This window comes from Bradyrhizobium macuxiense (assembly GCF_001542415.1).
Classification (GTDB): Bacteria; Pseudomonadota; Alphaproteobacteria; order Rhizobiales; family Xanthobacteraceae; genus Bradyrhizobium; species Bradyrhizobium macuxiense.
The window spans coordinates 1-20,951 of sequence record NZ_LNCU01000026.1; the positions used below are offsets into that span (position 1 = coordinate 1).

Annotated in this window: 28 protein-coding genes and 1 pseudogene; 15 read left to right on the top strand and 14 right to left on the bottom strand. The window is 63.5% G+C overall.

Annotation, left to right across the window (positions count from 1 at the left end; genetic code table 11):
• Positions 1-456: 456 nt before the first annotated feature.
• Together AS156_RS05975 and AS156_RS05980 are read left to right on the top strand one after the other, a co-directional pair.
• Positions 457-1,665 carry a L,D-transpeptidase gene (locus AS156_RS05975; RefSeq protein WP_066501390.1) on the top strand — a complete coding sequence of 403 codons (1,209 nt, stop codon included), beginning with the start codon at positions 457-459 and terminating at the stop codon, positions 1,663-1,665.
• Between the two features lie 99 nt (positions 1,666-1,764).
• The gene (locus AS156_RS05980) at positions 1,765-2,514 is read left to right on the top strand and encodes a DUF4336 domain-containing protein (RefSeq protein ID WP_066501304.1); all 750 of its coding nucleotides are present in this window, start codon (positions 1,765-1,767) and stop codon (positions 2,512-2,514) included.
• A gap of 143 nt (positions 2,515-2,657) precedes the next feature.
• Here AS156_RS05980 and AS156_RS05985 read toward each other — a convergent pair whose 3' ends face one another.
• Complete coding sequence (locus AS156_RS05985; protein ID WP_066501306.1) at positions 2,658-3,620, bottom strand: D-2-hydroxyacid dehydrogenase family protein; 963 nt, start codon at positions 3,618-3,620, stop codon at positions 2,658-2,660.
• A 104-nt stretch (positions 3,621-3,724) separates the two neighbouring features.
• On the bottom strand, positions 3,725-3,976 hold the full coding sequence (locus AS156_RS05990) for a hypothetical protein (protein WP_066501308.1): 252 nt from the start codon (positions 3,974-3,976) through the stop codon (positions 3,725-3,727).
• Between the two features lie 263 nt (positions 3,977-4,239).
• Between AS156_RS05990 and ettA the strand changes: the two genes are divergently transcribed.
• The 5 genes from ettA to AS156_RS06015 all read left to right on the top strand — a co-directional run bounded on the left by ettA (position 4,240) and on the right by AS156_RS06015 (position 8,891).
• On the top strand, positions 4,240-5,889 hold the full coding sequence (ettA, locus tag AS156_RS05995; protein ID WP_066501309.1) for an energy-dependent translational throttle protein EttA: 1,650 nt from the start codon (positions 4,240-4,242) through the stop codon (positions 5,887-5,889).
• 70 nt (positions 5,890-5,959) lie between these two features.
• Positions 5,960-6,403, top strand: a complete 444-nt coding sequence (locus AS156_RS06000) for a RidA family protein (RefSeq protein WP_066501311.1) — start codon at positions 5,960-5,962, stop codon at positions 6,401-6,403.
• A 176-nt stretch (positions 6,404-6,579) separates the two neighbouring features.
• Positions 6,580-7,164 carry a TIGR00645 family protein gene (locus tag AS156_RS06005; protein ID WP_066501314.1) on the top strand — a complete coding sequence of 195 codons (585 nt, stop codon included), beginning with the start codon at positions 6,580-6,582 and terminating at the stop codon, positions 7,162-7,164.
• Between the two features lie 84 nt (positions 7,165-7,248).
• Positions 7,249-8,523, top strand: a complete 1,275-nt coding sequence (locus AS156_RS06010; RefSeq protein ID WP_066501317.1) for a lytic murein transglycosylase — start codon at positions 7,249-7,251, stop codon at positions 8,521-8,523.
• A gap of 23 nt (positions 8,524-8,546) precedes the next feature.
• Positions 8,547-8,891, top strand: a complete 345-nt coding sequence (locus tag AS156_RS06015) for a DUF3088 domain-containing protein (RefSeq protein WP_066501320.1) — start codon at positions 8,547-8,549, stop codon at positions 8,889-8,891.
• A 64-nt stretch (positions 8,892-8,955) separates the two neighbouring features.
• Here AS156_RS06015 and AS156_RS06020 read toward each other — a convergent pair whose 3' ends face one another.
• On the bottom strand, positions 8,956-9,240 hold the full coding sequence (locus AS156_RS06020; protein ID WP_066501326.1) for a hypothetical protein: 285 nt from the start codon (positions 9,238-9,240) through the stop codon (positions 8,956-8,958).
• 236 nt (positions 9,241-9,476) lie between these two features.
• Entirely contained in the window at positions 9,477-9,782 is a 306-nt protein-coding gene (locus AS156_RS06025; RefSeq protein WP_066501328.1) for a hypothetical protein, read from the bottom strand.
• Positions 9,783-10,444: 662 nt separating this feature from the next.
• On the opposite strand from AS156_RS06025, the gene AS156_RS40375 reads away from it, so the two are divergent.
• Both AS156_RS40375 and bfr read left to right on the top strand, forming a co-directional pair.
• Positions 10,445-10,714, top strand: a complete 270-nt coding sequence (locus AS156_RS40375; RefSeq protein WP_082747357.1) for a (2Fe-2S)-binding protein — start codon at positions 10,445-10,447, stop codon at positions 10,712-10,714.
• A 131-nt stretch (positions 10,715-10,845) separates the two neighbouring features.
• Positions 10,846-11,334 carry a bacterioferritin gene (gene bfr, locus AS156_RS06040; protein ID WP_026193251.1) on the top strand — a complete coding sequence of 163 codons (489 nt, stop codon included), beginning with the start codon at positions 10,846-10,848 and terminating at the stop codon, positions 11,332-11,334.
• Between the two features lie 95 nt (positions 11,335-11,429).
• Here the strand turns inward: bfr and AS156_RS06045 are convergent, their stop codons facing one another.
• From AS156_RS06045 to AS156_RS06070, 6 genes and pseudogenes are all read right to left on the bottom strand, one after another.
• Positions 11,430-11,843, bottom strand: a complete 414-nt coding sequence (locus tag AS156_RS06045; protein ID WP_066501333.1) for a hypothetical protein — start codon at positions 11,841-11,843, stop codon at positions 11,430-11,432.
• A gap of 145 nt (positions 11,844-11,988) precedes the next feature.
• A pseudogene (locus AS156_RS06050) lies at positions 11,989-12,594 on the bottom strand (MSMEG_1061 family FMN-dependent PPOX-type flavoprotein).
• Positions 12,595-12,660: 66 nt separating this feature from the next.
• Complete coding sequence (locus AS156_RS06055; protein ID WP_066501334.1) at positions 12,661-13,014, bottom strand: hypothetical protein; 354 nt, start codon at positions 13,012-13,014, stop codon at positions 12,661-12,663.
• 155 nt (positions 13,015-13,169) lie between these two features.
• Positions 13,170-13,517, bottom strand: coding sequence for an MmcQ/YjbR family DNA-binding protein (locus AS156_RS06060; protein WP_066501392.1), 348 nt, complete (start codon positions 13,515-13,517; stop codon positions 13,170-13,172).
• A gap of 20 nt (positions 13,518-13,537) precedes the next feature.
• The gene (locus AS156_RS06065; RefSeq protein WP_066501336.1) at positions 13,538-14,599 is read right to left on the bottom strand and encodes an alpha/beta fold hydrolase; all 1,062 of its coding nucleotides are present in this window, start codon (positions 14,597-14,599) and stop codon (positions 13,538-13,540) included.
• Between the two features lie 110 nt (positions 14,600-14,709).
• Positions 14,710-15,111 (bottom strand): nuclear transport factor 2 family protein, encoded by a 402-nt coding sequence (locus tag AS156_RS06070; protein ID WP_066501338.1) that lies wholly within the window; start codon positions 15,109-15,111, stop codon positions 14,710-14,712.
• A gap of 157 nt (positions 15,112-15,268) precedes the next feature.
• Here AS156_RS06070 and AS156_RS06075 point away from each other — a divergent pair, with 157 nt between their 5' ends.
• Positions 15,269-15,940 (top strand): ArsR/SmtB family transcription factor, encoded by a 672-nt coding sequence (locus AS156_RS06075; RefSeq protein WP_066501340.1) that lies wholly within the window; start codon positions 15,269-15,271, stop codon positions 15,938-15,940.
• Between the two features lie 19 nt (positions 15,941-15,959).
• On the opposite strand, the gene AS156_RS06080 is transcribed toward AS156_RS06075, so the two are convergent.
• Positions 15,960-16,205 carry a DUF2188 domain-containing protein gene (locus AS156_RS06080; RefSeq protein ID WP_066501343.1) on the bottom strand — a complete coding sequence of 82 codons (246 nt, stop codon included), beginning with the start codon at positions 16,203-16,205 and terminating at the stop codon, positions 15,960-15,962.
• 119 nt (positions 16,206-16,324) lie between these two features.
• On the opposite strand from AS156_RS06080, the gene AS156_RS06085 reads away from it, so the two are divergent.
• From AS156_RS06085 to AS156_RS06095, 3 genes are all read left to right on the top strand, one after another.
• Complete coding sequence (locus tag AS156_RS06085) at positions 16,325-16,591, top strand: DUF2277 domain-containing protein (RefSeq protein ID WP_066501349.1); 267 nt, start codon at positions 16,325-16,327, stop codon at positions 16,589-16,591.
• Positions 16,592-16,685: 94 nt separating this feature from the next.
• On the top strand, positions 16,686-16,913 hold the full coding sequence (locus AS156_RS06090) for a hypothetical protein (protein WP_066501351.1): 228 nt from the start codon (positions 16,686-16,688) through the stop codon (positions 16,911-16,913).
• 83 nt (positions 16,914-16,996) lie between these two features.
• Positions 16,997-17,308, top strand: a complete 312-nt coding sequence (locus AS156_RS06095) for a hypothetical protein (protein WP_245312560.1) — start codon at positions 16,997-16,999, stop codon at positions 17,306-17,308.
• A gap of 183 nt (positions 17,309-17,491) precedes the next feature.
• Here AS156_RS06095 and AS156_RS06100 read toward each other — a convergent pair whose 3' ends face one another.
• Positions 17,492-18,016, bottom strand: coding sequence for a collagen-like domain-containing protein (locus AS156_RS06100; RefSeq protein WP_066501358.1), 525 nt, complete (start codon positions 18,014-18,016; stop codon positions 17,492-17,494).
• Between the two features lie 117 nt (positions 18,017-18,133).
• Between AS156_RS06100 and AS156_RS06105 the strand changes: the two genes are divergently transcribed.
• The gene (locus AS156_RS06105; protein ID WP_245312561.1) at positions 18,134-19,138 is read left to right on the top strand and encodes a GNAT family N-acetyltransferase; all 1,005 of its coding nucleotides are present in this window, start codon (positions 18,134-18,136) and stop codon (positions 19,136-19,138) included.
• Between the two features lie 4 nt (positions 19,139-19,142).
• On the opposite strand, the gene AS156_RS06110 is transcribed toward AS156_RS06105, so the two are convergent.
• Positions 19,143-19,403: a helix-turn-helix domain-containing protein gene (locus AS156_RS06110; RefSeq protein WP_066501361.1), complete on the bottom strand. Its 261-nt coding sequence runs from the start codon at positions 19,401-19,403 to the stop codon at positions 19,143-19,145.
• 170 nt (positions 19,404-19,573) lie between these two features.
• The gene (locus tag AS156_RS06115; protein ID WP_066501363.1) at positions 19,574-20,341 is read right to left on the bottom strand and encodes an SDR family NAD(P)-dependent oxidoreductase; all 768 of its coding nucleotides are present in this window, start codon (positions 20,339-20,341) and stop codon (positions 19,574-19,576) included.
• 118 nt (positions 20,342-20,459) lie between these two features.
• Here AS156_RS06115 and AS156_RS06120 point away from each other — a divergent pair, with 118 nt between their 5' ends.
• A complete protein-coding gene (locus tag AS156_RS06120; RefSeq protein ID WP_066501366.1) occupies positions 20,460-20,933 on the top strand; it encodes a hypothetical protein in 474 nt (157 codons plus the stop codon).
• The last annotated feature ends 18 nt before the right edge of the window (positions 20,934-20,951 follow it).

Here is a 20,951-nt window from a genome sequence, read left to right on the forward strand (position 1 = left end):
CGGCGGGCCGGGATGCTGGCGAATTCCTGGTGCGCCGCGCGGAACAACGACGCGGCGCCTAGCCCGAACACCAAAAGCGACGTCGCCAGCACGATCGCGGCGAACAAGAAACGAATGCCGGGAAGCATGGGCGCGGGTTCCCCTGCTGCGGGAGGTGTCGATGAAAGGGAACGCGGTGACCACACGAGGAAGCCGATGTCGCGGGCGCGAATCAGGCTGATTCGAGGATATCGCAACGCTCGGAGACTGTTTGTTACAAAATGCGGGCGATTGATGACTTTGGGCAGGTGGACAAACTTTGCAGAGTCGTGAGACACGTTTGCCGCAGCGGTCACACGCGATCACAAAATGCCCGAATTGGGCTGAATTTCGCGGATTTGTCTTGAATGCGCCGCTATCTTCCGTCATCTGGCCGTTAACGGTCCGGTGTGGCTTGGGGACTATACAAGAGCAATGATGATCAACCGCATTCTGACGATTTGCGCTGCCGCGGCTCTCGGCGTGGCGGGAACCTCGTTTGCGCATGCGCAGCAGGGTTATCCGGCCCCCCAACAGGGCCCCGCTTATTCGGCCGCGCCTCAGCCCTATCAGCAGGGCAATATGCCGAACTTCGATTCGCTCGACGATGACGACGCGCCGCAGAGTTCGGCCGCGCTGCCGCCGCCGGGTCCGGTGATGTCGCCCGACGACCCGCGCTACGGTCGTCCGATGAATGCCCCGCCGGTTTATTCCGACCGCACGCCGAGCGGCCCGGTGATGTCGCCTGACGATCCGCGCTATGGCCGGCCGATGGGCCCGCCGCCGGTGATCTATGGAGACCGTCAGCAGGGCGGCCAACAGCAGCAGCAGGCTTACGGAGACGGCGGCGTTCCGGCCGCCAACGTGGTCTATCCCGCCAATCCGGGCGGCGACGACCGCGGCGGCATGCGCCCGCCGGGAGCAGTCAGCGCGACCGGATCGGTCCCGCCGCAGTCGGCTCCGGTCGGTGCCGACGGCAAGCCGGTGCAAATCGCGGCTCTGCCGCCGGACGAGCAGCCGGAAGACGGTCCCGCGCAGCTGGCGCCGAATCTGCGTCGCCAGGAAGTGGCGTTCGTGACCAAGGAGCCCGCGGGCACGATCATCGTCGATACGCCGAATACCTACCTGTACTACGTCCTCGGCAACGGCCGGGCCATCCGTTACGGCGTTCGCGTCGGCCGCGACGGCTTCACTTGGACCGGCGTGCAGAAGATCACCCGCAAGGCCGAGTGGCCGGATTGGCATCCGCCGCCGGAGATGATCGAGCGTCAGCCCTATCTGCCGCGCTTCATGGCCGGCGGACCCGGCAATCCGCTTGGCGCCCGCGCGATGTATCTGGGCTCGACCGTGTACCGCATTCACGGCACCAACCAGCCTTCGACCATCGGCAAGTTCGTCTCATCGGGCTGCATCGGTATGCTGAACGAAGACGTCTCGGACCTGTTCGATCGCGTCAAGGTTGGTACCCGCGTCGTCGTCTGGCCTGGTAACCCGCCTCCGGGAACGGCGACGGCATCCGCAGCGCCGACGCCCGGTAGCTCCGTGGCCGCCGCCGGTCCGATGCCCGGCCAGGCTCAGGCGGCGCCGTTGCCCGGCACGCAGCCGACCTCGGTCCAGCCGCTGCCTGCACCGGTCACGGTCCGCTAGGCAGGCTTCGCCATCCATCATAAAAAGGCGCGCTGAACAGCGCGCCTTTTTTGTTGCAACAAGCCGGGTGTCCAGACGTTGCCGCTGTGAGGCAATGCGATGCATGAAGCCCGCCTGACCTATCCGCCGCTGAATACGCCGAAGCCGGTTGCCGACGATGTGTGGATCGTCGATGGCCCGGTGATCCGGTTTGGCCCGCGCGGGCTCAGGATGCCGTTCCCGACGCGCGCCACGATCTTTCGCCTCGCCGGGGACAGGCTATTCGTTCATTCGCCGACGCCGCTGGATGACGCGCTCAAGGCCGAGATCGCGCGCCTCGGCAGGCCTTGCTGGATCGTTGGGCCAAATCGACTGCACTACTGGTGGATACCGGATTGGCACGATGCCTATCCCGAGGCCCACATCTATCTCGCACCGGGGATCAAGCAGCAGGCCGGGGCGCGGCTTGCTTGCGACGGCGAACTGCTCGACCGGCAATCGGGCTATCCCTGGGATGAGATGATCGCGACGCTGCCGGTCGCAGGGCGCTACATGACCGAGGTCGTGTTCTTCCATCGCCCGTCGCGGACGCTGGTGCTGACCGATCTGATTGAGAATTTCGAGGCGGACAGAATCGACACGCTCCTGATGCGAGTTCTGGTCTGGGCAGGTAACGTGCGCGATCCCGACGGCAGCACGCCGCGCGACATGCGGCTAAGCTTTGCGCAGAACAAGGCCGGCCTGAAGGCCGCTGTCGCCCGCATGATCGATTGGAATCCCGAACGGATCATCCTCGCCCATGGCCGATGGTACGACCGCGATGGTAGCGCCGAGCTCCGGCGCGCCTTTCGCTGGATCCTGAAGTCCTAAAGCGCGATGAGATCAGGTCGAATCGTCATCGCGCTTTCGCTTCTTGTTTGAGCATGATCTCTTCAGAAAACCGCTTCACACTTTTCCGGATCATGCTCTAGAGGCTTCGCGGCTCTTGCTGCCCGGCGATGCCGCGTCCCAGCTCAGGCCAGTCGCCGCGGCGGCTCGCCGCCCTTGGTGAAGGCCTCGATGCATTCGACCATTTGCCCGTAGTGCGTCTCAAGGCCCTCGCGCGTCGCGTAGCCGAGATGCGGCGTGATCACGACGTTATCGAGCTTGCGCAAGGGATGGTCTGTTGGCAGCGGCTCGACCGAGAACACGTCGATGCCGGCGCCGGCGATCTTCCTGTCATGGAGCGCCGCGAGCAAAGCGTCTTCATCGACGATCGGTCCGCGTGCGGTGTTGACGAGATAGGCTGACGGCTTCATCCGCGCGAGATCGGCAGCGCTGACCAACCCGCGCGAGCGGGGGCTCAGCACGACATGGATGGTGACGATATCGGCGGTCGCGAACAACTCGTCCTTGCTGGCGTAGCCAACGCCGACCTCCTTGCACTTCTCGGGCGTCAGATTGGGGCTCCAGGCGATGACGTTCATGCCGAACGGCTTGGCCATGCCTGCGACCTTGCTGCCGAGCTTGCCGAGTCCGATGATGCCGAGCGTCTTGCCCTCGATTTCGGTGCCGGCAAAGGTTTGCCAGGGCTTGCCGGCATGCATCCGCGCGTTCTCGCGGCCGATGCCGCGGGTCAGTTCCAGGATCAGGCCCATCGCCAGGGCCGCGGTGGGATCGCGGCCATATTGCGTGCCGCACAGCACGATCTTGCGGTCCTTGGCTGCCTCCATGTCGATCGATGCGTTGCGCATGCCGGAGGTGATCAAGAGCTTCAGTCTGGGCAGCGCCTCGAGCAGCGACCGTGGAAACGGCGTGCGCTCCCGCATCGCGCAAATGATGTCGAAATCCTTCAGCTTCGCCGCCACATCGGCCTCGCCGGCGAACGGCTTGTCGAACACGGTGACGTCGACGCGGTCCTTCAGCATGGGCCAGTCGGCGACCGAGAGGGCGAGATCAAAATAGTCGTCGAGGATTGCACAGCTGAGCCGCGTCATTGGCAGGTCCGTTCATGGCGAGGGCGACGGCGGGAATAAGCCGTCGAGGGTTCGTCATGGTCGCGCGCAATCGGCGGGCGTGCAAGCGGCTGCGGTGACGGCTGTTATGCTGACGGCGAGGATTTGTGCGCCTTCGCGGTCCGGATCTCGGCGAGCATCGATTGCACGGCAGGCGACAGGGCGACGTGCTTGGCGCGCCAGGCCGGGCCCGGGCCGCGCATATAGTGCAGTTCCGGCCGATAGGGGTTGAACGCCTTGGCGACGAAGGTGCGCCAGAAGGCACGGAATTCAGCGAGCAGCCCGGTCTCGCTTCTGGTCGCCGGGCGCGGGAAAGATGCCGAAGTGATGGTAGCCATGACGCGGCCTCTACTCTTTTGATCGCGGTTTCGCCGCGAAAAACGCCATTTTCGGCGTCCGAGAACGAGTTTTGGCCTGATTTATTAAAAGATAGTTTCAATTGTCGTGACCTGGGGCACACAAGGCATCGAACCCGTAATCACCCGTGGTGCTGTGGTGAAGGAACGGAAAACGCCAGCCCCGCGGTTGCGCTTTCAGAGGCCGGCCGTTACATCGGCGGCAGCAAAATTTCCACAAATCGGATCAATTCCAGGGACAGCGGATGGCGCGCCAGTTCATCTATTTCATGCAGGGTCTGACCAAGAGCTACCCGACCCGCAAGGTGCTCGATAACATCCATCTGAGCTTCTATCCGGATGCCAAGATCGGCGTGCTCGGCGTCAACGGCTCGGGCAAGTCGACGCTGCTCAAGATCATGGCGGGGCTCGACAAGGAGTACAGCGGCGAGGCCTGGGTCGCCGAAGGCGCCCGCGTCGGCTATCTCGAGCAGGAGCCGCACCTCGATCCCAAGCTCAGCGTTCGCGAAAACGTCATGCAGGGCGTCGCCAAGCAGAAGGCGATCCTCGACCGCTACAACGAGCTCGCGGTCAACTATTCCGACGAGACCGCCGACGAGATGACCAAGCTGCAGGACGAGATCGAGGCCCAGGGCCTGTGGGATCTCGACAGCAAGGTCGATCAGGCGATGGACGCGTTGCGTTGTCCGCCCGACGATGCCGACGTCACCAAGCTGTCAGGCGGTGAGCGCCGCCGCGTCGCGCTATGTCGTCTGCTGCTCGACCAGCCGGAACTGTTGCTGTTGGACGAACCGACCAACCATCTCGACGCCGAGTCGGTGTCGTGGCTCGAAGGCCATCTGCGCAACTATCCCGGCGCGATCCTGATCGTGACCCACGACCGCTACTTCCTCGACAACGTCACGGGCTGGATCCTCGAGCTCGACCGCGGCCGCGGCATTCCCTACGAGGGCAACTACTCGTCCTGGCTGGTGCAGAAGCAGAAGCGGCTCGAGCAGGAGGGCCGCGAGGACGCCGCGCACCAGAAGACACTGGCCCGCGAGCAGGAGTGGGTCGCGTCCTCGCCGAAGGCGCGTCAGGCCAAGTCGAAGGCGCGCTACCAGCGCTACGAGGAGCTGCTCAAGAAGGCGAGCGAGAAGCAATCCCAGACCGCGCAGATCATCATTCCGGTCGCTGAGCGGCTCGGCGCCAACGTCGTCGACTTCGAAGGCCTCAGCAAGGGTTTCGGCGATCGCCTGCTGATCGACGATCTCACCTTCAAGCTGCCGCCGGGCGGCATCGTCGGTGTGATCGGCGCGAACGGCGCCGGCAAGACCACGCTGTTCAAGATGATCACCGAGCAGGACACGCCGGACAAGGGCACGATCACGGTCGGCGAGACCGTGCATCTCGGCTATGTCGACCAGTCGCGCGACGCGCTCGAGGGCAACAAGACCGTGTGGGAGGAAATCTCCGGCGGCAACGAATTGATCCTGCTCGGCAAGAAGGAAGTCAATTCGCGCGGCTATTGCTCGGCCTTCAACTTTAAGGGCGCCGACCAGCAGAAGAAGGTCGGCGCGCTCTCCGGCGGTGAGCGCAATCGCGTGCATCTCGCCAAGATGCTGAAGTCGGGCGCCAACGTGCTGCTGCTCGACGAACCGACCAACGATCTCGACGTCGACACGCTGCGCGCGCTGGAAGAGGCGCTGGAGGATTTCGCCGGCTGCGCCGTCATCATCAGCCACGATCGCTGGTTCCTCGACCGCATCGCGACCCACATCCTGGCCTTCGAAGGCGACAGCCATGTCGAATGGTTCGAAGGCAACTTCCAGGATTACGAAAAGGACAAGATGCGCCGGCTCGGCCAGGACAGCATCATTCCGCATCGCGTGAAGTACAAGAAGCTGACGCGGTGATCGGGCGGCCACGACGGTCGTCGAACCTGTCGAGGAATGCCTCGCGCGCGAGGCAGAAGGGTGACACAGAATGTCTACGGATGGGCTTGCAGGCGTGAATAAGCCCGGAGGAAACTACGTCCCCGTCGTGATCCACGGCGGACTTGCCTATGTGAGTGGTCAGTTGCCTCGCTGCGGCGAAGATCTCCTTTACTCCGGCAAGGTCGGAGCCGCCGTCGATATCAAGGACGCCCAGGAAGCTGCCGCGTTGTGCGCTGATCTCTGCATATCCGCCGTCAGCCATGCCGCGGGCGGTGAGGACAAGATCGTCCAAGTCTTGAAGGTTGTGGGATATGTCGCCTCGGCGCAAGGATTCACCCAGCAATCCCAAGTCGTGAATGGCGCCTCGGATCGGCTCATCGAACGTCTCGGCGAGCGCGGGCGCCACGCACGCACCTCGATCGGCGTTGCCGAGCTACCGCGAGGCGCGCCCATCGAATTGGAGATGGTTGTCGCCGTTCGTTCACAGAGCTGAGCTCGACAACTGAGGACGATGCCGTGCTGTCGACCTGTGGCCGGCGGAAAGGGCTGAAGGAGCAGTAAGATCGTGACCGGATCGCGGCGCAATCTGCGGCCAGTTGTCGCTTTTCAAGCGCCCGGGATTGCGTAGATAGAGCGCTCCGCAAATTCAAATCCCGCGAGCTATTCAACATGTCCGCCATTTCCGACGTGCGAGCGCCCCTGAAGGGCCGGTCGCTGCGTCCTGTTCCCATGCTGATCTTCGGATCGCGCTGGCTGCAATTGCCGCTCTATGTCGGCCTCATCATCGCCCAGGGCGTCTACGTCGTGCTGTTCCTGAAGGAGCTCTGGCACCTGTTCGCCCACGCCTTCGATTTCAGCGAGCAGCAGATCATGCTGGCCGTCCTCGGCCTGATCGACGTCGTCATGATCTCGAACCTGCTGGTGATGGTGATCGTCGGCGGCTACGAGACCTTCGTCTCGCGCCTCAATTTGCAGGGCCATCCCGACGAACCGGAATGGCTCAGCCACGTCAATGCGAGCGTGCTGAAGATCAAGCTGGCGATGGCGATCATCGGCATCTCCTCGATCCACCTGCTGCGCACCTTCATCGAGGCCGGCGCGCTGGCGTCGGGCAAAGGCAACTACACCGAGACCGGCGTGATGTGGCAGACCATCATTCACTGTGTGTTCATTCTGTCGGCCGTCGGCATCGCCATCGTCGACAAGCTGTCGAACGACTCGATCGAGGGAGCGAAGCAGCAAAGCGTGCATTGACCGCGGCCCTCGCGCAGGCGTGCGGTTCACAGCAATCCGGTGTCGTGATAAGGCTCACGACACGAACATGACGGGCGCCGCCGGATGGCGCGCCCATTGGATCGCTGCGTGAACAGGCTGTTGGATTTGACGTTCCTCCGCGCGCTTGCCTTCGGGCTTCTGCTTTTCTCCTGGCCGATCGTCTCGCCCGCGCGCGCCGCGGACGCCGCATTCACCCAGTTCATCGCCTCGCTCTGGCCGGAGGCCCAGGCCGCCGGCGTGTCGCGCCAAACCTTCGAGCGCGAGACGAGCGGGCTCGAGCCTGACTACAAGCTGCCCGATCTGATCCTGCCCGGGCGGCCGAAGACCGGCGCGCCGGCGCAGGCCGAGTTCGTGCAGGTGCCGGCCGATTACATCAAGGAAGCCTCCATCGCGCGGCTTGCGGCGGAAGGCGAGAGGCTGCTGCAGAAATATCGCCCGGCGCTCGACGCGATCGAGAAACGCTTCGGCGTGCCGGCGCCGATCGTGCTGGCGATCTGGGGCCGCGAGACCGACTACGGCCGTTATGCGCTGCCCTACGACACGCTGCGCGTGGTGGCGACGCAGGCCTATGTCGGCCGCCGCAAGGACCAGTACCGCACCGAGTTCATCCTCGCGCTGAAAATCCTCGGCGAGGGCGTGGTGAAGCGCAAGGAGCTGACCTCCTCCTGGGCAGGCGCGACCGGCTACACCCAGTTCCTGCCGTCGGAATACTACAAGCACGGCGTCGATCTCGACGGCGACGGCAAGGTCGACATCTGGCACTCGGTGCCCGACGCGCTCGCTTCCGCCGCGCAGCAGCTTGTCAACAAGGGCTGGCAGCCCGGCGTGCGCTGGGCCTACGAGGTGCAGGCGCCTGCCAATGTCGATTGCACGATGGGCGTGCCCGAGGTGACCAAGCCGATCGGCCAGTGGCTTCACGCAGGTTTCGTCCCGGTGCGCGGGCAGAAGCTCAGCGCCAGGGAGCAAGCGGAGCCGGCCTCGCTGTTGCAGCCGGAGGGCATCTACGGCCCGGCCTTCCTGACCACGAAGAACTACTTCGTGATCAAGGAATACAATTTCTCCGATCTCTACGTGCTGTTCGTCGGTCATCTCGCCGATCGCATGACAAGCCCGTTGCCGTTTGCAACGCCGTGGTCGGCCTCGAAACAGTTGCGGTCCACCGATGTCGAGGCGATGCAGCGCGAATTGACCAGGATCGGTCTCTACAAGGACAAGCTCGACGGCAAGGCCGGAATGCTCACCCGCGCAGCCCTCGGCGCCTATCAGAAACAGGCCGGACTGAAGGTCGATTGCTGGCCGAGTGACGCGGTGCTGCGCGCGATGCGCGGACAGCGTTAGCCGGCACTGCGGCAGGAAACGCGATGCGCGACAGGCTGTTTCTTCTCAAACCCGATTTCGAGGATCCGGCCTTTCCCGGCCGGCGCTTCTACTGCTGGCACTGCGCGCTGCTCGAGGGCGTGCTGGCCTCGTTTCCGCAACCGGCCGGCGGGATCGACGTCGAGCGGATCGCGTGGCCGCGGCCAAGGCGCGAGGTCGTCGAACTGATCGGCGCTGAGCACCAGTCGCTTCCCGTTCTCGTGCTGGGCGACGGTGCCGAGGCCGGGCTTGAAACCGGTCGCGCGAATGGCCGCCGCTTTGTCGAAGGCAAGGACGCCATCCTGCGGGTGCTGAGCCTCCGGCACGGAATTCCCGAAGCGCATCCGTGAACAAAGAAAAACCCGGCCGCGAGGGGCCGGGTTTCCAATGAGAGTGTCGAGTCGCCTCGATAGATCAGTCGCAAACCTGGACGCGACGGAAACGCCAGCCGTAGCCGTCCCAGAAGCGCTCGCGAACCCAACGGCACGGAGCTTCTTCGACGTAGACCGGCGCCGGCGCAACATAAACCGGGGCGGGACGGCTCTGCGCAATGGCGCCGCCGAGCAGGGCGCCGCCGATCAGGCCGCCGGCAACGCCGGCTGCGATTGCGCCGCCGTCTCCGGCCTTGGCAGCCGGAGCAACGGCCAGCGAACCGGCAATCGTGGTGACGGCGACAAGGGCAGCTAAAGTCTTCTTCATGTCTTTGGCTCTCCTGAAAGGTGATGGCGCCGTGATGCTGGCGCCGGCTTAGGTGACTCGCACGCTGGTCTCGGCTAGCTGTCTTGCTAAACAGCGCAGAACAGTCAATCGAAAGTAAACGTCCGCAGGTCTATCGACTGAAAAAGCGGTTTTTTGTGGCCGCGGAAAGTAGACGTCCCGGGAAAACAGTAGGTTTTCCGGGACGTCTTGTTTCATTTAATCGAGATGAACGAGGATTAGTCGCAAACCCTCACGTTACGAATGCGCCAGCCATAGCCGTCCCAGAAGCGCTGACGCTGCCAGTAGCAGGGCGGGCCGCCGTAGTAGCCGGGCCCCGCGACATAGGCCGGTCCGGGCGCATAGTAGCCGGGGCCGTAATAGCCGTTCTGTGATGCGATCGCGCCGCCAACGATGGCGCCGCCAATCAATCCTGCAGCGACGCCAGCGGCGACACCGCGTTGAGCATGGGCGGGGGCGGGCACCGCCACAGCGGAAACCGCCAGTGTGGCAACGGCGCAAAGCGCCACCAATGTCTTCTTCATGGCTTCACCTTTTCTCTCGGAGCAGGGACAGCTAGCAAGCGATCTGTCGCGTCAAAGGTTCCACATTTCGCTTGAATGTTCAATGAACGAGGCCGCCTCATTTGGTCACGAATGCCTGTGGCCCCGGTATGTCTCGCGTCGCACAAATCGAGAACACGTCCGCGTCCGTCGGAAAATATGGGGATGGCGATGAGTGGGATGACGGCCTTGATGTCACGGTCGGCGGCGCGTCGTTTGTTGCCTATGTCATCAAGAGAGCGAGCTCGAATCGCAATGGCAGACGACGTGGTCCGGCCGGCAGCGGTGCGAACAACTCCACGAGCGATCCTGGCGGAGACAGCGAGGGCTTTGGCTGGCTCAGCAGCAGCTCGGATAGCGACCACTCCAATAGCTGTAGCGCCGAGGGCTCCAGCGGCGACGCGGGCGGTGGAGGCGACTGCGGCGGCGGTGGCGATAGTGGAGGAGACGGCAGCGGCGATTGACCGCCAAACCGTGGTCCAGCTCTTAATGTGCGTTGTCGCCGCAGGCCAGTTTAGACTCGTTCCAGAATGAATCCCGCATCAGTTTGGAATTGCTTCAAAAAGCGCTTTTTCCTTTTGCATCCGGCGAGGGCCGACAATATCGATAATGACGAGCATCACCGATGGACCCGCTTTTCTCTGATGATTGTCTGTTCCTGTAACGTCCTCAGCGACCACGATGTCCGTAGTGCCGTGAGTTCCGGCGGGTCCCTGACACGAAATGCCAAGCAGGTGTATGGCTGTCTCGGCTGCAGCGCCGAATGCGGCCGTTGCGCCCGCACGATCAAGGCCATCATCGACGAGGCCCTGGGCCCCTGCGCCAAGGCCTGCTGTGCTGGCTGTCCGCACAACCATGCCCATGCGGCCAACGAAGACGCCGAGCCGGCCGAATTCGCCCTCGCGGCCTGTTGATCTCTCCCAACCGACCTGAATCCGGAGATCCACGCGATGCTTCCGCGGAGGGTTGCCCTTGTCGGCGATCTGATTTAGAAGCATTCTAAATTAGATCCTGGCCGATTTGGCCGCGACAGGTGGAGTGGATCATGCAAGGCGACCCGAAGGTCATCGACTATTTGAACAAGGGGCTGCGCAGCGAACTGACCGCCATCAATCAGTACTGGTTGCACTACCGGATGCTGAACAACTGGGGCCTCCTGGAGATGGCCAAGGTGTGGCGCAAGGAGTCCATCGAGGAGATGGAACACGCCGACAAGTTTGTCGATCGCATCCTGTTTCTCGATGGCTTCCCCAACCTGCAGGTGCTCGATCCGTTGAAGATCGGCCAGGACGTCAAGGAGATCATCGAGTGCGATCTGGCCGCCGAGATCGGCGCGCGCACGTTGTACCAGGAGGCGGCGACCTACTGCCACGGCGTCAAGGACTATGTCAGCCGCGACCTGTTCGAGCAGCTGATGAAGGATGAGGAAGACCACATCGACTTTCTCGAGACCCAGCTCGACCTGATCAAGCGCATCGGCCTCGAACTCTACACTCAGAAGCACGTCGGTCATCTGAAGGGCGAGGATTCCTGATCAGCAATTGCTGGATCGATGAGCACCCCCGGAATGCGAGAGGCCGCCCATACGGGCGGCCTCTTTCGCTTCCGATAGTGGTTCGATCCGGTTCGTCAGTAGCAGCGAGTGATGTTGACTGTGCGGTCTCCGCCGCGTCCTGGAACGGTGACGCTCTCCGTGGGACAGCTCGACACATAGGGACGATCCGACGGCACGACCGCGGGCGGATAACGATGGGCCCAATCCCAGGGAACGTCGTAGGTGGTGGTGTAACGGACGTCGTTCGAGATCGGCGGCACCGCCTCGACGATCGGCTCACCGGACAGGCTCGCGTCATCAAAGCCAACCGTGCCCGGCCAGAACGCCCCCGGCACACGTCCGTGGTGGTGGCGGAAGGCCGGATGTGGTGAAGCGAACGTGCCACGCGACGCGGCTCCGGATCTCGCGAAAGTCTCGGTCGAGCAAGCAAACGTCAGCGCGGCAACGCCGACGGACGCGACGAGCGTCGCGAACACTCTATAGGCCATGGCACGCACCAATTCTTCCGTTACGGAACCTTGTGCGGACGCTAGGCCGTGCCCGGTCGCGGCCGCAAACTCATACTTAATTATTGGTTAAGAAGTAGGGTTAACAAGCCGATTTTGTCTCAAAATGTCGGGAGGTGTCGCGGCGTTACAGCTGGGTCTTGTAGCGCTCGTAGACCGCCTCCTGGCTCTCCGGTTCGCCGAGTGCCGTCTGGTCGTGGATCACTTGGCTGATGCTCGGGAAGACCTTGCGTTCGACGCGCGTCTCCGCCGACCAGAGTTTGGAGCGCATCAACGCCTTGCCGCAGTGGAAATAGGCTTCCGTGACGTCGACGCGCAGCACCGCGCGCGGCGGCTTGCCGAACTCGATCATCGACGCCAGCAACTGCGGATCGGATGACAGCCGGCCCTTGCCGCCGACGCGCAGCGTTTCGTCGATGCCCGGCACGAAGAAGATCAGCTGCAGCAGGCCCGAGCCTTCAACGATGTTGCGGAAACTGTCGATGCGATTGTTGCCGGAGCGGTCCGGCAGCAGGACCTGGTTCGGCCCGATCACGCTGACGAAGCCCGGCGTCCCGCCGCGCGGTGACGCATCGACACTGCCGTCGGAGCCGGAGGTCGCCAGCACTCAGAACGGCGACATCTCGATGAATTTTTGCGCGTGCGTATCGAGCTCCGGACGCGCTTTGGCAATCACGCGCGCGGTCGGCTGCGGATAGATCGTGGCGAGGTCGGAAGCGGCAAGATCGGTCACGGCGCTCTCCCGTCGGGTAAGGCCCGAGACTAGCATCGAGCCCCGGCGTCGTCATCTCGACGTCGTCTAAACCGCGTCCGCCGGAACAAAGCAACTGATGATGATTTCGCCGCGGTGATGCACGTACCACACGACAGCCTCGCCGACCGGATTGCCGCGATGGCGGATGATCGCGCGCTCCGGCACCATCATCCATCGTCCCTCGATCGGCACCCAATAGGCGCCGTCGCGGACGTCATAGCTCGTGCGATGACCATCGGAGATGTCGCAGCAAGGAACGCCGTTCGGCGCCATCACGCTTTTGAACCAGGCGCGGATGTCGGACGGCACGTTGCCGTACTGGCCGTTGTCGAAGGCGAGGGCCGCGCTCGCCAGTATGGAGAGCCACGCGAGCAGCGCCATATGCGCGAGCCTTCGCATTCCGTTCCTCCTCGTGGCTTCGCGGAACGCTTATGCAGCGCATGCGATACCTGTTCGTTGACGAGATTAGGCACGAACCGCACGCGAGATGCATGCTCAAAGAATGAGCGAAACGAGGTTGTGGTGTTTGACGCAGTGCGAAAATAACTTGGCGTTCAAGACGGCTTCTTTGCGCGCGCCGTCCTGGCTGGCTTTGCTGCAATGTTGTCCCGGGCCATCTTGAGCGCGCTGCGCAACGTGGTGGCATCGGCCTTCGCCAGGCGGACATTGGTGCTGCCGCCCTTGCCCCAGCGGCCTGGTACCGGACGGAAGATCTCCGGCTCCGCTTCGACGACCATCGCCTGCTGCTCCGGCGTCAGTTTCACCATACCCCAATCTTCATCGGGATAGCCGAGGGTCGCGAAGATGCGCGTGCCGACACGGAAATCGGCGTGCCCGCGATGCGCACCCTCGATTGCCTCGGGCAGGCTGAGCGCAATCTTGCGGAAGCGGGCTTGCGACACCGGAGCGACCTCGATTCCGGTCACATCGTCCGTTGCGGCGCCGTCTGCAACACCTCCTGCAACTGCTTGGCGTAGAATTTGGCGTCGCCGGTGGTGAGGTGCCCGCGTGTCTTTGAACTGGCCGGGATCAGATAGATCTGGCCGTGCTTGATCCGCTTCACCGCAGCCTCGGTGACGCCGGTCTCGGGAGGATTGCGCTCATCGTCGGCGGCATTGATCGCAAGCAGTGTCGCCTCGATCTTCTCCATTCCGGCCGACGGATCGTAGTCGTGTGAGGCTTCCCACTGATAGATGAAGTCGTTGGCATCGGCGGTGACCGGCTGCGCCAGCTGGTCATCGACCATCCTGTCGGCTTGCGCTGCGGTGGGCGCCAGCGTCTGGTAGCCGAGCGTGCCGCCGGCGCTCGCGAAGCGGTAGGCCGCGATCGCGTATTTCATCATCCGCGGCTGGTTCGCATAATTGCCGTTGTTGTAGTCGGGGTCGTTGCGGATCGTGTCCAGCATCGTCCGCCGCAAGATCCAGTTGCGCGCCGCCATCGCGGTCGGCTGCGAGGCCATCGGCATCAGGATGTCCATCATCTGTGGATAGCGCTCGCCCCAGATCCAGGTGTGCATGCCGCCCATCGAGTTGCCGATCACGAGCCGCAGATGCTTGACGCCGAGACCCTCGGTCACGAGCCGGTACTGCGCGTCGACCATGTCGTTGTAGTCGTATTTCGGGAAGCTCGTCCGCATCGCATCCGACGGCTTCGACGATTTGCCGTGTCCGATGCCATCGGGAATGATGATGTAGTATTTCGTCGCGTCGAGCGGCTGGCCCGGCCCGAACAATTCTCCGGCGAAGGCCGGCGTCAGCATGCTGGCGGCCGAGCCGCCGGAGCCGTGCAGTACCAGCACCGGCTGTCCGTTCGGTTCGCCGACCGTGGTGTAATGCAGCCGCAGCTCCGGCATGATCTCGCCAGTGTGGAACTTGAAGTCCTTTGCGATCCACTCGCCATCCTTCGGCGCGGGATAGTCTGCAGCCATGGCCGGTACCGACATCGAGACGAGAGCGGCGATCAGTGCCGCGCGCAAACGGGTCATGGTGTTTCTCCCCGGGGGCGGCGCATTTGTCCAGCCGCGCAGGCGCAAGCCTATCACGACAGAAAGACTTGTCCGAGTGGAGCGCCGCGCGACCAGGGGAGAATTATCCGCTAGCTCTGCCTCAATATGTTGAGCGCGTACCACCCCCAATAGACGCGATGGCGCTGGATCAGGCCGTCCCTGATGTCCATGACCTCGACGAGGTCCATTTGATCGCCGTCCGGAGACTCTCGCGGATATTCCCAGGTGATGACCCGGCCGTCGCTGAAGAAGCCCTGCTTGAAGCGCTTGCGCTGCGGCGGGTTGGTCCGGAACACCCGCGTGACGAACTCGCGGAGCAGTTCCTTGCCGCGGACGATTCCCTCTGTTGTCTGCATCAGGTGCTGGACCAGCGGGCTTTCGATCGAGGCGTCGGGCGCATAGAGCGCGAGCGCCGCCTCGAGATCCTTGTTGCCGAGGGCTTCGTCCCAGAGCCTGTAGATGCGTTCTGCGTCGTTGCTGGTGGCCGTCATGGCTGTTCCCTTGTCTTTCGGTTGACCTGTCCCGATTTCAGCCGAACGCGCGGCCCCGATGTTTCAGAAAAACCTGAAATGAGTTTCGTCGTGTTCCGAATGCGGATAGGACGGTTGAGGGCTACGTGGAGGAGATGCGGTGGGATCATCCCGGTCCGTGCAGACAGGATTTTCGCGCATTGCGGAGGCGCTGGGCGATCCGGCGCGCGAGGCGATGGTCAGCGCGCTGGCCGACGGCAAGGCGTTGCCTGCCGGGGAGCTAGCCTCCGTTGCCGGCATCTCGCCGCAGAGCGCGAGCGCGCATCTGCAGAAGCTCGTCGATGCGCGCGTGCTGTCGGTCTGGGCGCAGGGCAGGTTCAGGTATTACCGGATCAAGGACGACAGCGTTGCGGCGTTGATCGAGACCCTGGTCGATCTCGCCGCTCGAACCAACGCCGCACGCAAACGCGCGATGCCGGCCGATCAGCTCAGGCAATCGCGCACCTGCTACCGGCATTTGGCCGGTGAGCTCGGCGTGCTGCTGTCGAATGCGCTGGTTCGGCGCCGGCTCGTCGTGCTCGACGGGCGCGGCGGTCACGTGACCGAACAGGGGTTGGCTTGGTGCCGGGCCGAGCAGATCGATTTCGATCCTGCACGGCAGCCGCATCTGCGGCTCTGCAACGACTGGACCGAGCGCGTGCCGCATCTCGCCGGTCCCTTTGCCAATGCCGTGCTCGCGCGCCTGCTCGAGACGCGCTGTGTCGCGCCGCATCGCATTCCGCGCGCATTGCGGATCACGGATCGGGGGCGGGCGTTCTTCGATCGACTTGGCGTGCAGGTTCCGTTCTGACTGGGAGCGCAGTGTAACTCTAGCGGCCGTCCTCAACCTCTGTTTCCGGGCGGTCGTTGCCCGCGGCGGTTTCGGTCCGCCACTTCCCATCCGATGTTTCGTACTGGATCGCCTCGGTGCGCCCGGGGACGCGTTGCTCGGTCGCAGCGCGTCGCGCCGCGGCAAGGGCTGCGGCATGCGTTGCAAACGGTTCCGAGAACACCCCGTTGACGGTATAAGCCCAGCCTCCGTCATGCTGGACGACCTTGTAGATCACGTGGCCCATCGGGAACCTCGCTCCGCCGTGAACGATCAGAGTGCCAGAATAGACCACGATGTCGTATTTTGCAGCAGCCGATCGTCCTTTGGAGCGAGCCGCCCCACCAACGGGCGAGGGAGACCGTCATGTGCCGCAATATCAAGACCCTGTTCAACTTCGAGCCGCCCGCCACGGAGGACGAGATCTACGCCTCGGCGCTGCAATTCGTGCGCAAGCTGTCCGGCTTCAACAAGCCGTCGCAGGCAAATGAGGCGGCGTTCAACCGTGCGGTGACCGAGGTCTCCGATGCTGCCCGAAAGCTCCTAGTCTCGTTGCAGACCACGGCGCCGACGCGCGACCGTGAGGTCGAGGCGGAGAAGGCGAGGGAGCGTTCGCGCCTGCGGTTCGGTTGAGGCGGCGGCCGACCGGGGTCCGTGACCTGGCTCACGGTGCGGTTGCGCGGTGTCGGGCACCATAGCCGTTCACCCCCGACCCCGGAGCACCCCCATGAAGCCTGCCGTCCCGCTCATCCTCTGCTCGATCGCGTTCGGCGTGCTGTGGACCAGCGGCATGCTGTGGTCGAGCGGCGCGATCGACAGCACCAACGTCATCATCCTGTCGATCTGCGGGGCCTTCGCTGGTGTCGCCTGGTACTACGCCATGCGCTGGGTATTCCAGTTTGCCCATCTCGTTCCGCCCTGCGATCCTCCGGTCAGGCCCGGCACCGACCGATGAGTGCCGGGCTGTCCCGCGAGGGCGCGCTTGCAGATTGGCGGCGTCAGGTGTTGTCTGTCGATTTCGAGTTTGGGGGCATTCTCATGCGCATAATCATTGCGCTCGTTGTCGCACTGACGTCGTCCGCAGCGTTCGCTGGCACGTCGGAAGGGTACAGCATGGGCGGCTCGATCGAGAAATTCCAGCCCGAGATCGACCGCGCCAATGCCACCGGCGAGCTGTTTCGCATCAAGGGACATTGCCAGTCGAACTGCACGCTGTTCCTCGGGCTGCGTAATGTTTGCGTCGAGCGCAGCGCAACGCTTTTGTTTCATGCCGGCCATGATCGCGGGATTACGTCCTCGCGCATCACTTCATGGATATGCTGGAATTCCACGCGATCCCGGGTGCGATGATCATCGACCGATTCGGCTACAAGGAATGTCCGCGCAGCTAGAGCATGATCCGGAAAAGTGTGAAGCGGTTTTCCCTCGCGACAAACGCGGGACGCGTTTGCGCGGAGATCATGCTCAAACAAGAAACTAAAGAGCGATGACGATTCAACCTGATCTCATCGCGCTTTAGAGCACAAAGAAGGGTTACTTCTTGTCCTTCTTGTCTTTGCGACGCTTCTTCTTTTTCTTGTGACCGTCGTCCTCGTCGTCATCTTCCTCGAAGTCGACGGCATCGACGTCAAGCGCGATCGCCTCCGCCGCGGCGCGTTCGACTGCGTCGCGCTCGGCCTGCTCGGCCGCTTCGCGCTCCTTGGTGCGCTTGTAGTCTTCCCAGGCGTCGAAGATCATATGCAGCCACGGCATCACCTGGTCGATCGACGGCAATTGTCCGGGCGGTCCGGCTTCGCCGCGCGGGCCCGCGGGTCCCTGCGGACCGGTCTCGCCACGCGGGCCCTGCACACCGGCCTTGCCAAGCGGCCCCGGCTTGCCCTGCGGGCCGGCCTTGCCGACCGGACCGGCCTTCCCCTGGGGACCGGGCTTGCCGCGTGTGCCTTCCGGCCCCGGCCGTCCCGGATGCCCCTGCGGACCCGGACGCCCCGGCTCGCCCTGACGGCCTTGCGGCCCTTGCGGTCCCCGCAGCCCCTGGCGGGAAGATGTGTCGTCAGCCACTGATATGCTCCGTCGCGATGTGCAGCCGCTTGTAACAGAGGTTGGATGACGGCTTCAATTCTGCCGGCCGTCGCTGACGCAAGCGATCAACAGTCATAATTGGATGTGCCGGTGGCCATGGAGAGCACGTTGCGGATTCTGAACCACACGCGCGGCGAAGCCGCAGGCGACTCTGCAGATTCGCCCGTGCTCGATATCGTGGTCACGCGACACGACGTGTTCGACGAGGCGACCTTACGCGACACCGGCGTCCTCGATCTCTACGAAGCGCTGTTTCCCGCGACCGAGCGCGACAATTCCGACGATATCGTGCGCTGGGTGTTGTCGGATGATGTCGGCGAACGGCGGGATTTCGAGGTCGACGGTCGACCGATGTCGTATCGCCTCGACTCGCGCTGCATGATCCTGCGCGCAGCTGGGCGCGCGATCGGGTTCGGCTTCTTCACCTACGACCATGCAAGCGACCTGATCTTTTGCAACCATGTCGGCGTGCACAAGGCGTGGCGTGGTGGCGGCCTGGCGCGGGCGTTCTATCGCGAGATGATCGACATGCTCGACGAATTGTTTCCGCGCAACATCGGCGTGATGCTGGAAGTCGAACCGTTCGATCACGGCAGGCTGGAGGAAATCATCACCGATCTCGAACGTTCGGGTCGACGATCGCTTGAGGCGCATGAGCAGGCCGAGATCCGGAAATTCCTTCGCGTGAGCTGGTATCACAAGCTCGGCCATTCCTTCTTCTGCGACGCGTGCATGATGAAGCCGCTGCTGTGCCGCTCGCCGTGCCTCGATCCGTCATTGCCGTCATCGGCCTGGGCCGGCGCGGAAGAGGACTATTGGCTGATGTGGCATGCGCGGACTGGCGCGCTTCCCCCGGCGATGAATGCCGGCGATCTCTGGCAGACGACCGTTGCGACGATCTATGTCGAGATCCTCGCAAAATCACTGGTCGACGAGGACCCGGGGAGCCGACGCGACTATTGGGAGTACGCGACGGCGCTGGTCGCGCGGACGCTGCAACGGACCGCGGCGACGGAGACCAACCTCGCGAGCTATCTCGCTCCCGGCGACAGTCCGCTGCTGTCGCGCTGGCGGCGGCTTGCGATCGATCTGCCGATTTGAGCGGCTATCCGGTGCCGAGATCGGAGTGCGGCGGCACGTCGATGCCATCGGCCGAGTATTCGCGGATCTTGTTCCGCAAGGTCCGGACCGAGAGCCCGAGCACGCGCGCGGCGCGGGTGCGATTGCCGTCGCAGCGCGCCAGCGTTTGCAGCACGAGTTCCCGTTCGACTTCGTCGACGGTGGCGCCGATCAACAGTGGAACGATTTCATTTGGAGCCAGTGACGGCAGCAGCACAGCTTCCGGCACGGTGGACGCGTAGGACATTGACACACCTCCCGATCAACGCCCGCTTCATCGGTGAAGCGCAGACATCGAGAACAACTACCCCGTATTTCAACGGTGTGCCGGTTTGGTTAACAACCCCTTAACGGGTGTCTAACTACCTGCTCTTCAACAAAAATACCCCGAAATCGCCACGATTGCGGTTCCATTCGTCACAATGTCCGGTAGCCGCCATCCACCATTACGATCGATCCCGAGACATAGGCCGACATGTCGGAAGCAAGGAAGATCGCGGGCCCAACGATGTCCTCCGGCTTGCCGGCGCGGCCGAGCGGCGTGTGATCCATGAAGACCTTCACCAGGTCCGGATTGGTGGCGCGCACCTTCTCGTTCAGCGGCGTCTCGATGAAGCCCGGGCCGATTGCATTGACACGCACGCCGTCCTTGCCGAGTTCGGCGGCAAGCGCCTTGGTGAAGCCGAGCACGCCGTGCTTCGAGGCGGTGTAGGCGGGTGAGCTCGGCGTGCGCAGATGCACGAAGGACTGGATCGAGCCGATATTGACGATACGCCCCTTGTTCTTGCGCAGCGGCGTGAGGAACGCGTGCGTGACGTTGAAGACGCCGGTGAGATTGATCGAGATGATGTCTTCCCAGTCCTTGATCACGGCTTCGTCAGCGCCGAGCATGCCGTTGCGCCGGGCGATGCCTGCATTGTTGACCAGGATCGAGACCGGCCCGACCTTGTCGGCCACTTGTTTCGCCATCGCGATGCAGGCGTCGCGATTGGTTACATCGAGCGCGAAGCTGTCCGCCTTGCCGCCGGCACCGCGAATCTCCTTGGCCGCGTCCGCCGCAGCGTCGCCATTCATGTCGAGCAGCACGACGCGCGCGCCCTCGCGTCCGTAACCCACGGCGATCGCGCGCCCGATGCCGGAGCCCGCACCGGTGACGACGGCAATGTGATTGTCGAGAAGGGGCATGGCGTTTCCTCGTTGTGTGCGTTGTCGACAAGACTATTCAAAACTGCGCCATCCGAAACGCCAAGCCGCCTTTGCGCGTTGCTGACATCCAGATTCGGATGACAGCACGGACCCGAACATGGACCCGCAGATCAGACAATGGAAACTCGCGATCGAGCGCTTCTGCGTGGCGTCCGATCCCGACTACGTCGAGATGGCCCGGATGGTCGCCGAGATCGCCGCGACCGACATCGACGAGACGCTGCGACAGGCGGCCGCACAGGTGCTGCCGGTCATGCGCCACGCATCGGCAAGATCCGCCGACCGGCGCACCAGGGAGATGGCGCGACGGCGCCTCGGCATCATCAGCGATGCGCTGCACATGCTCTCCGCGCCGCGGTTCGGCCGGCGCGGGCTTGCAGCGAAGGTGCTGACGCAGGAAGACCAGTATCGGCAATTGCTCGGCCTGCCGCTCGGCCGCCGTCTTGCTACGACCGAGATCCATCAGGCCTTCAAGCGCGCCGCCAAGACCGTGCATCCCGACGGCGGCGGCAATGGCGCGGCATTCCTCGAACTCGCCGCCGCACGCGACGCGCTGATCAAGCATCACTGACGCGCCACCATCATTCCG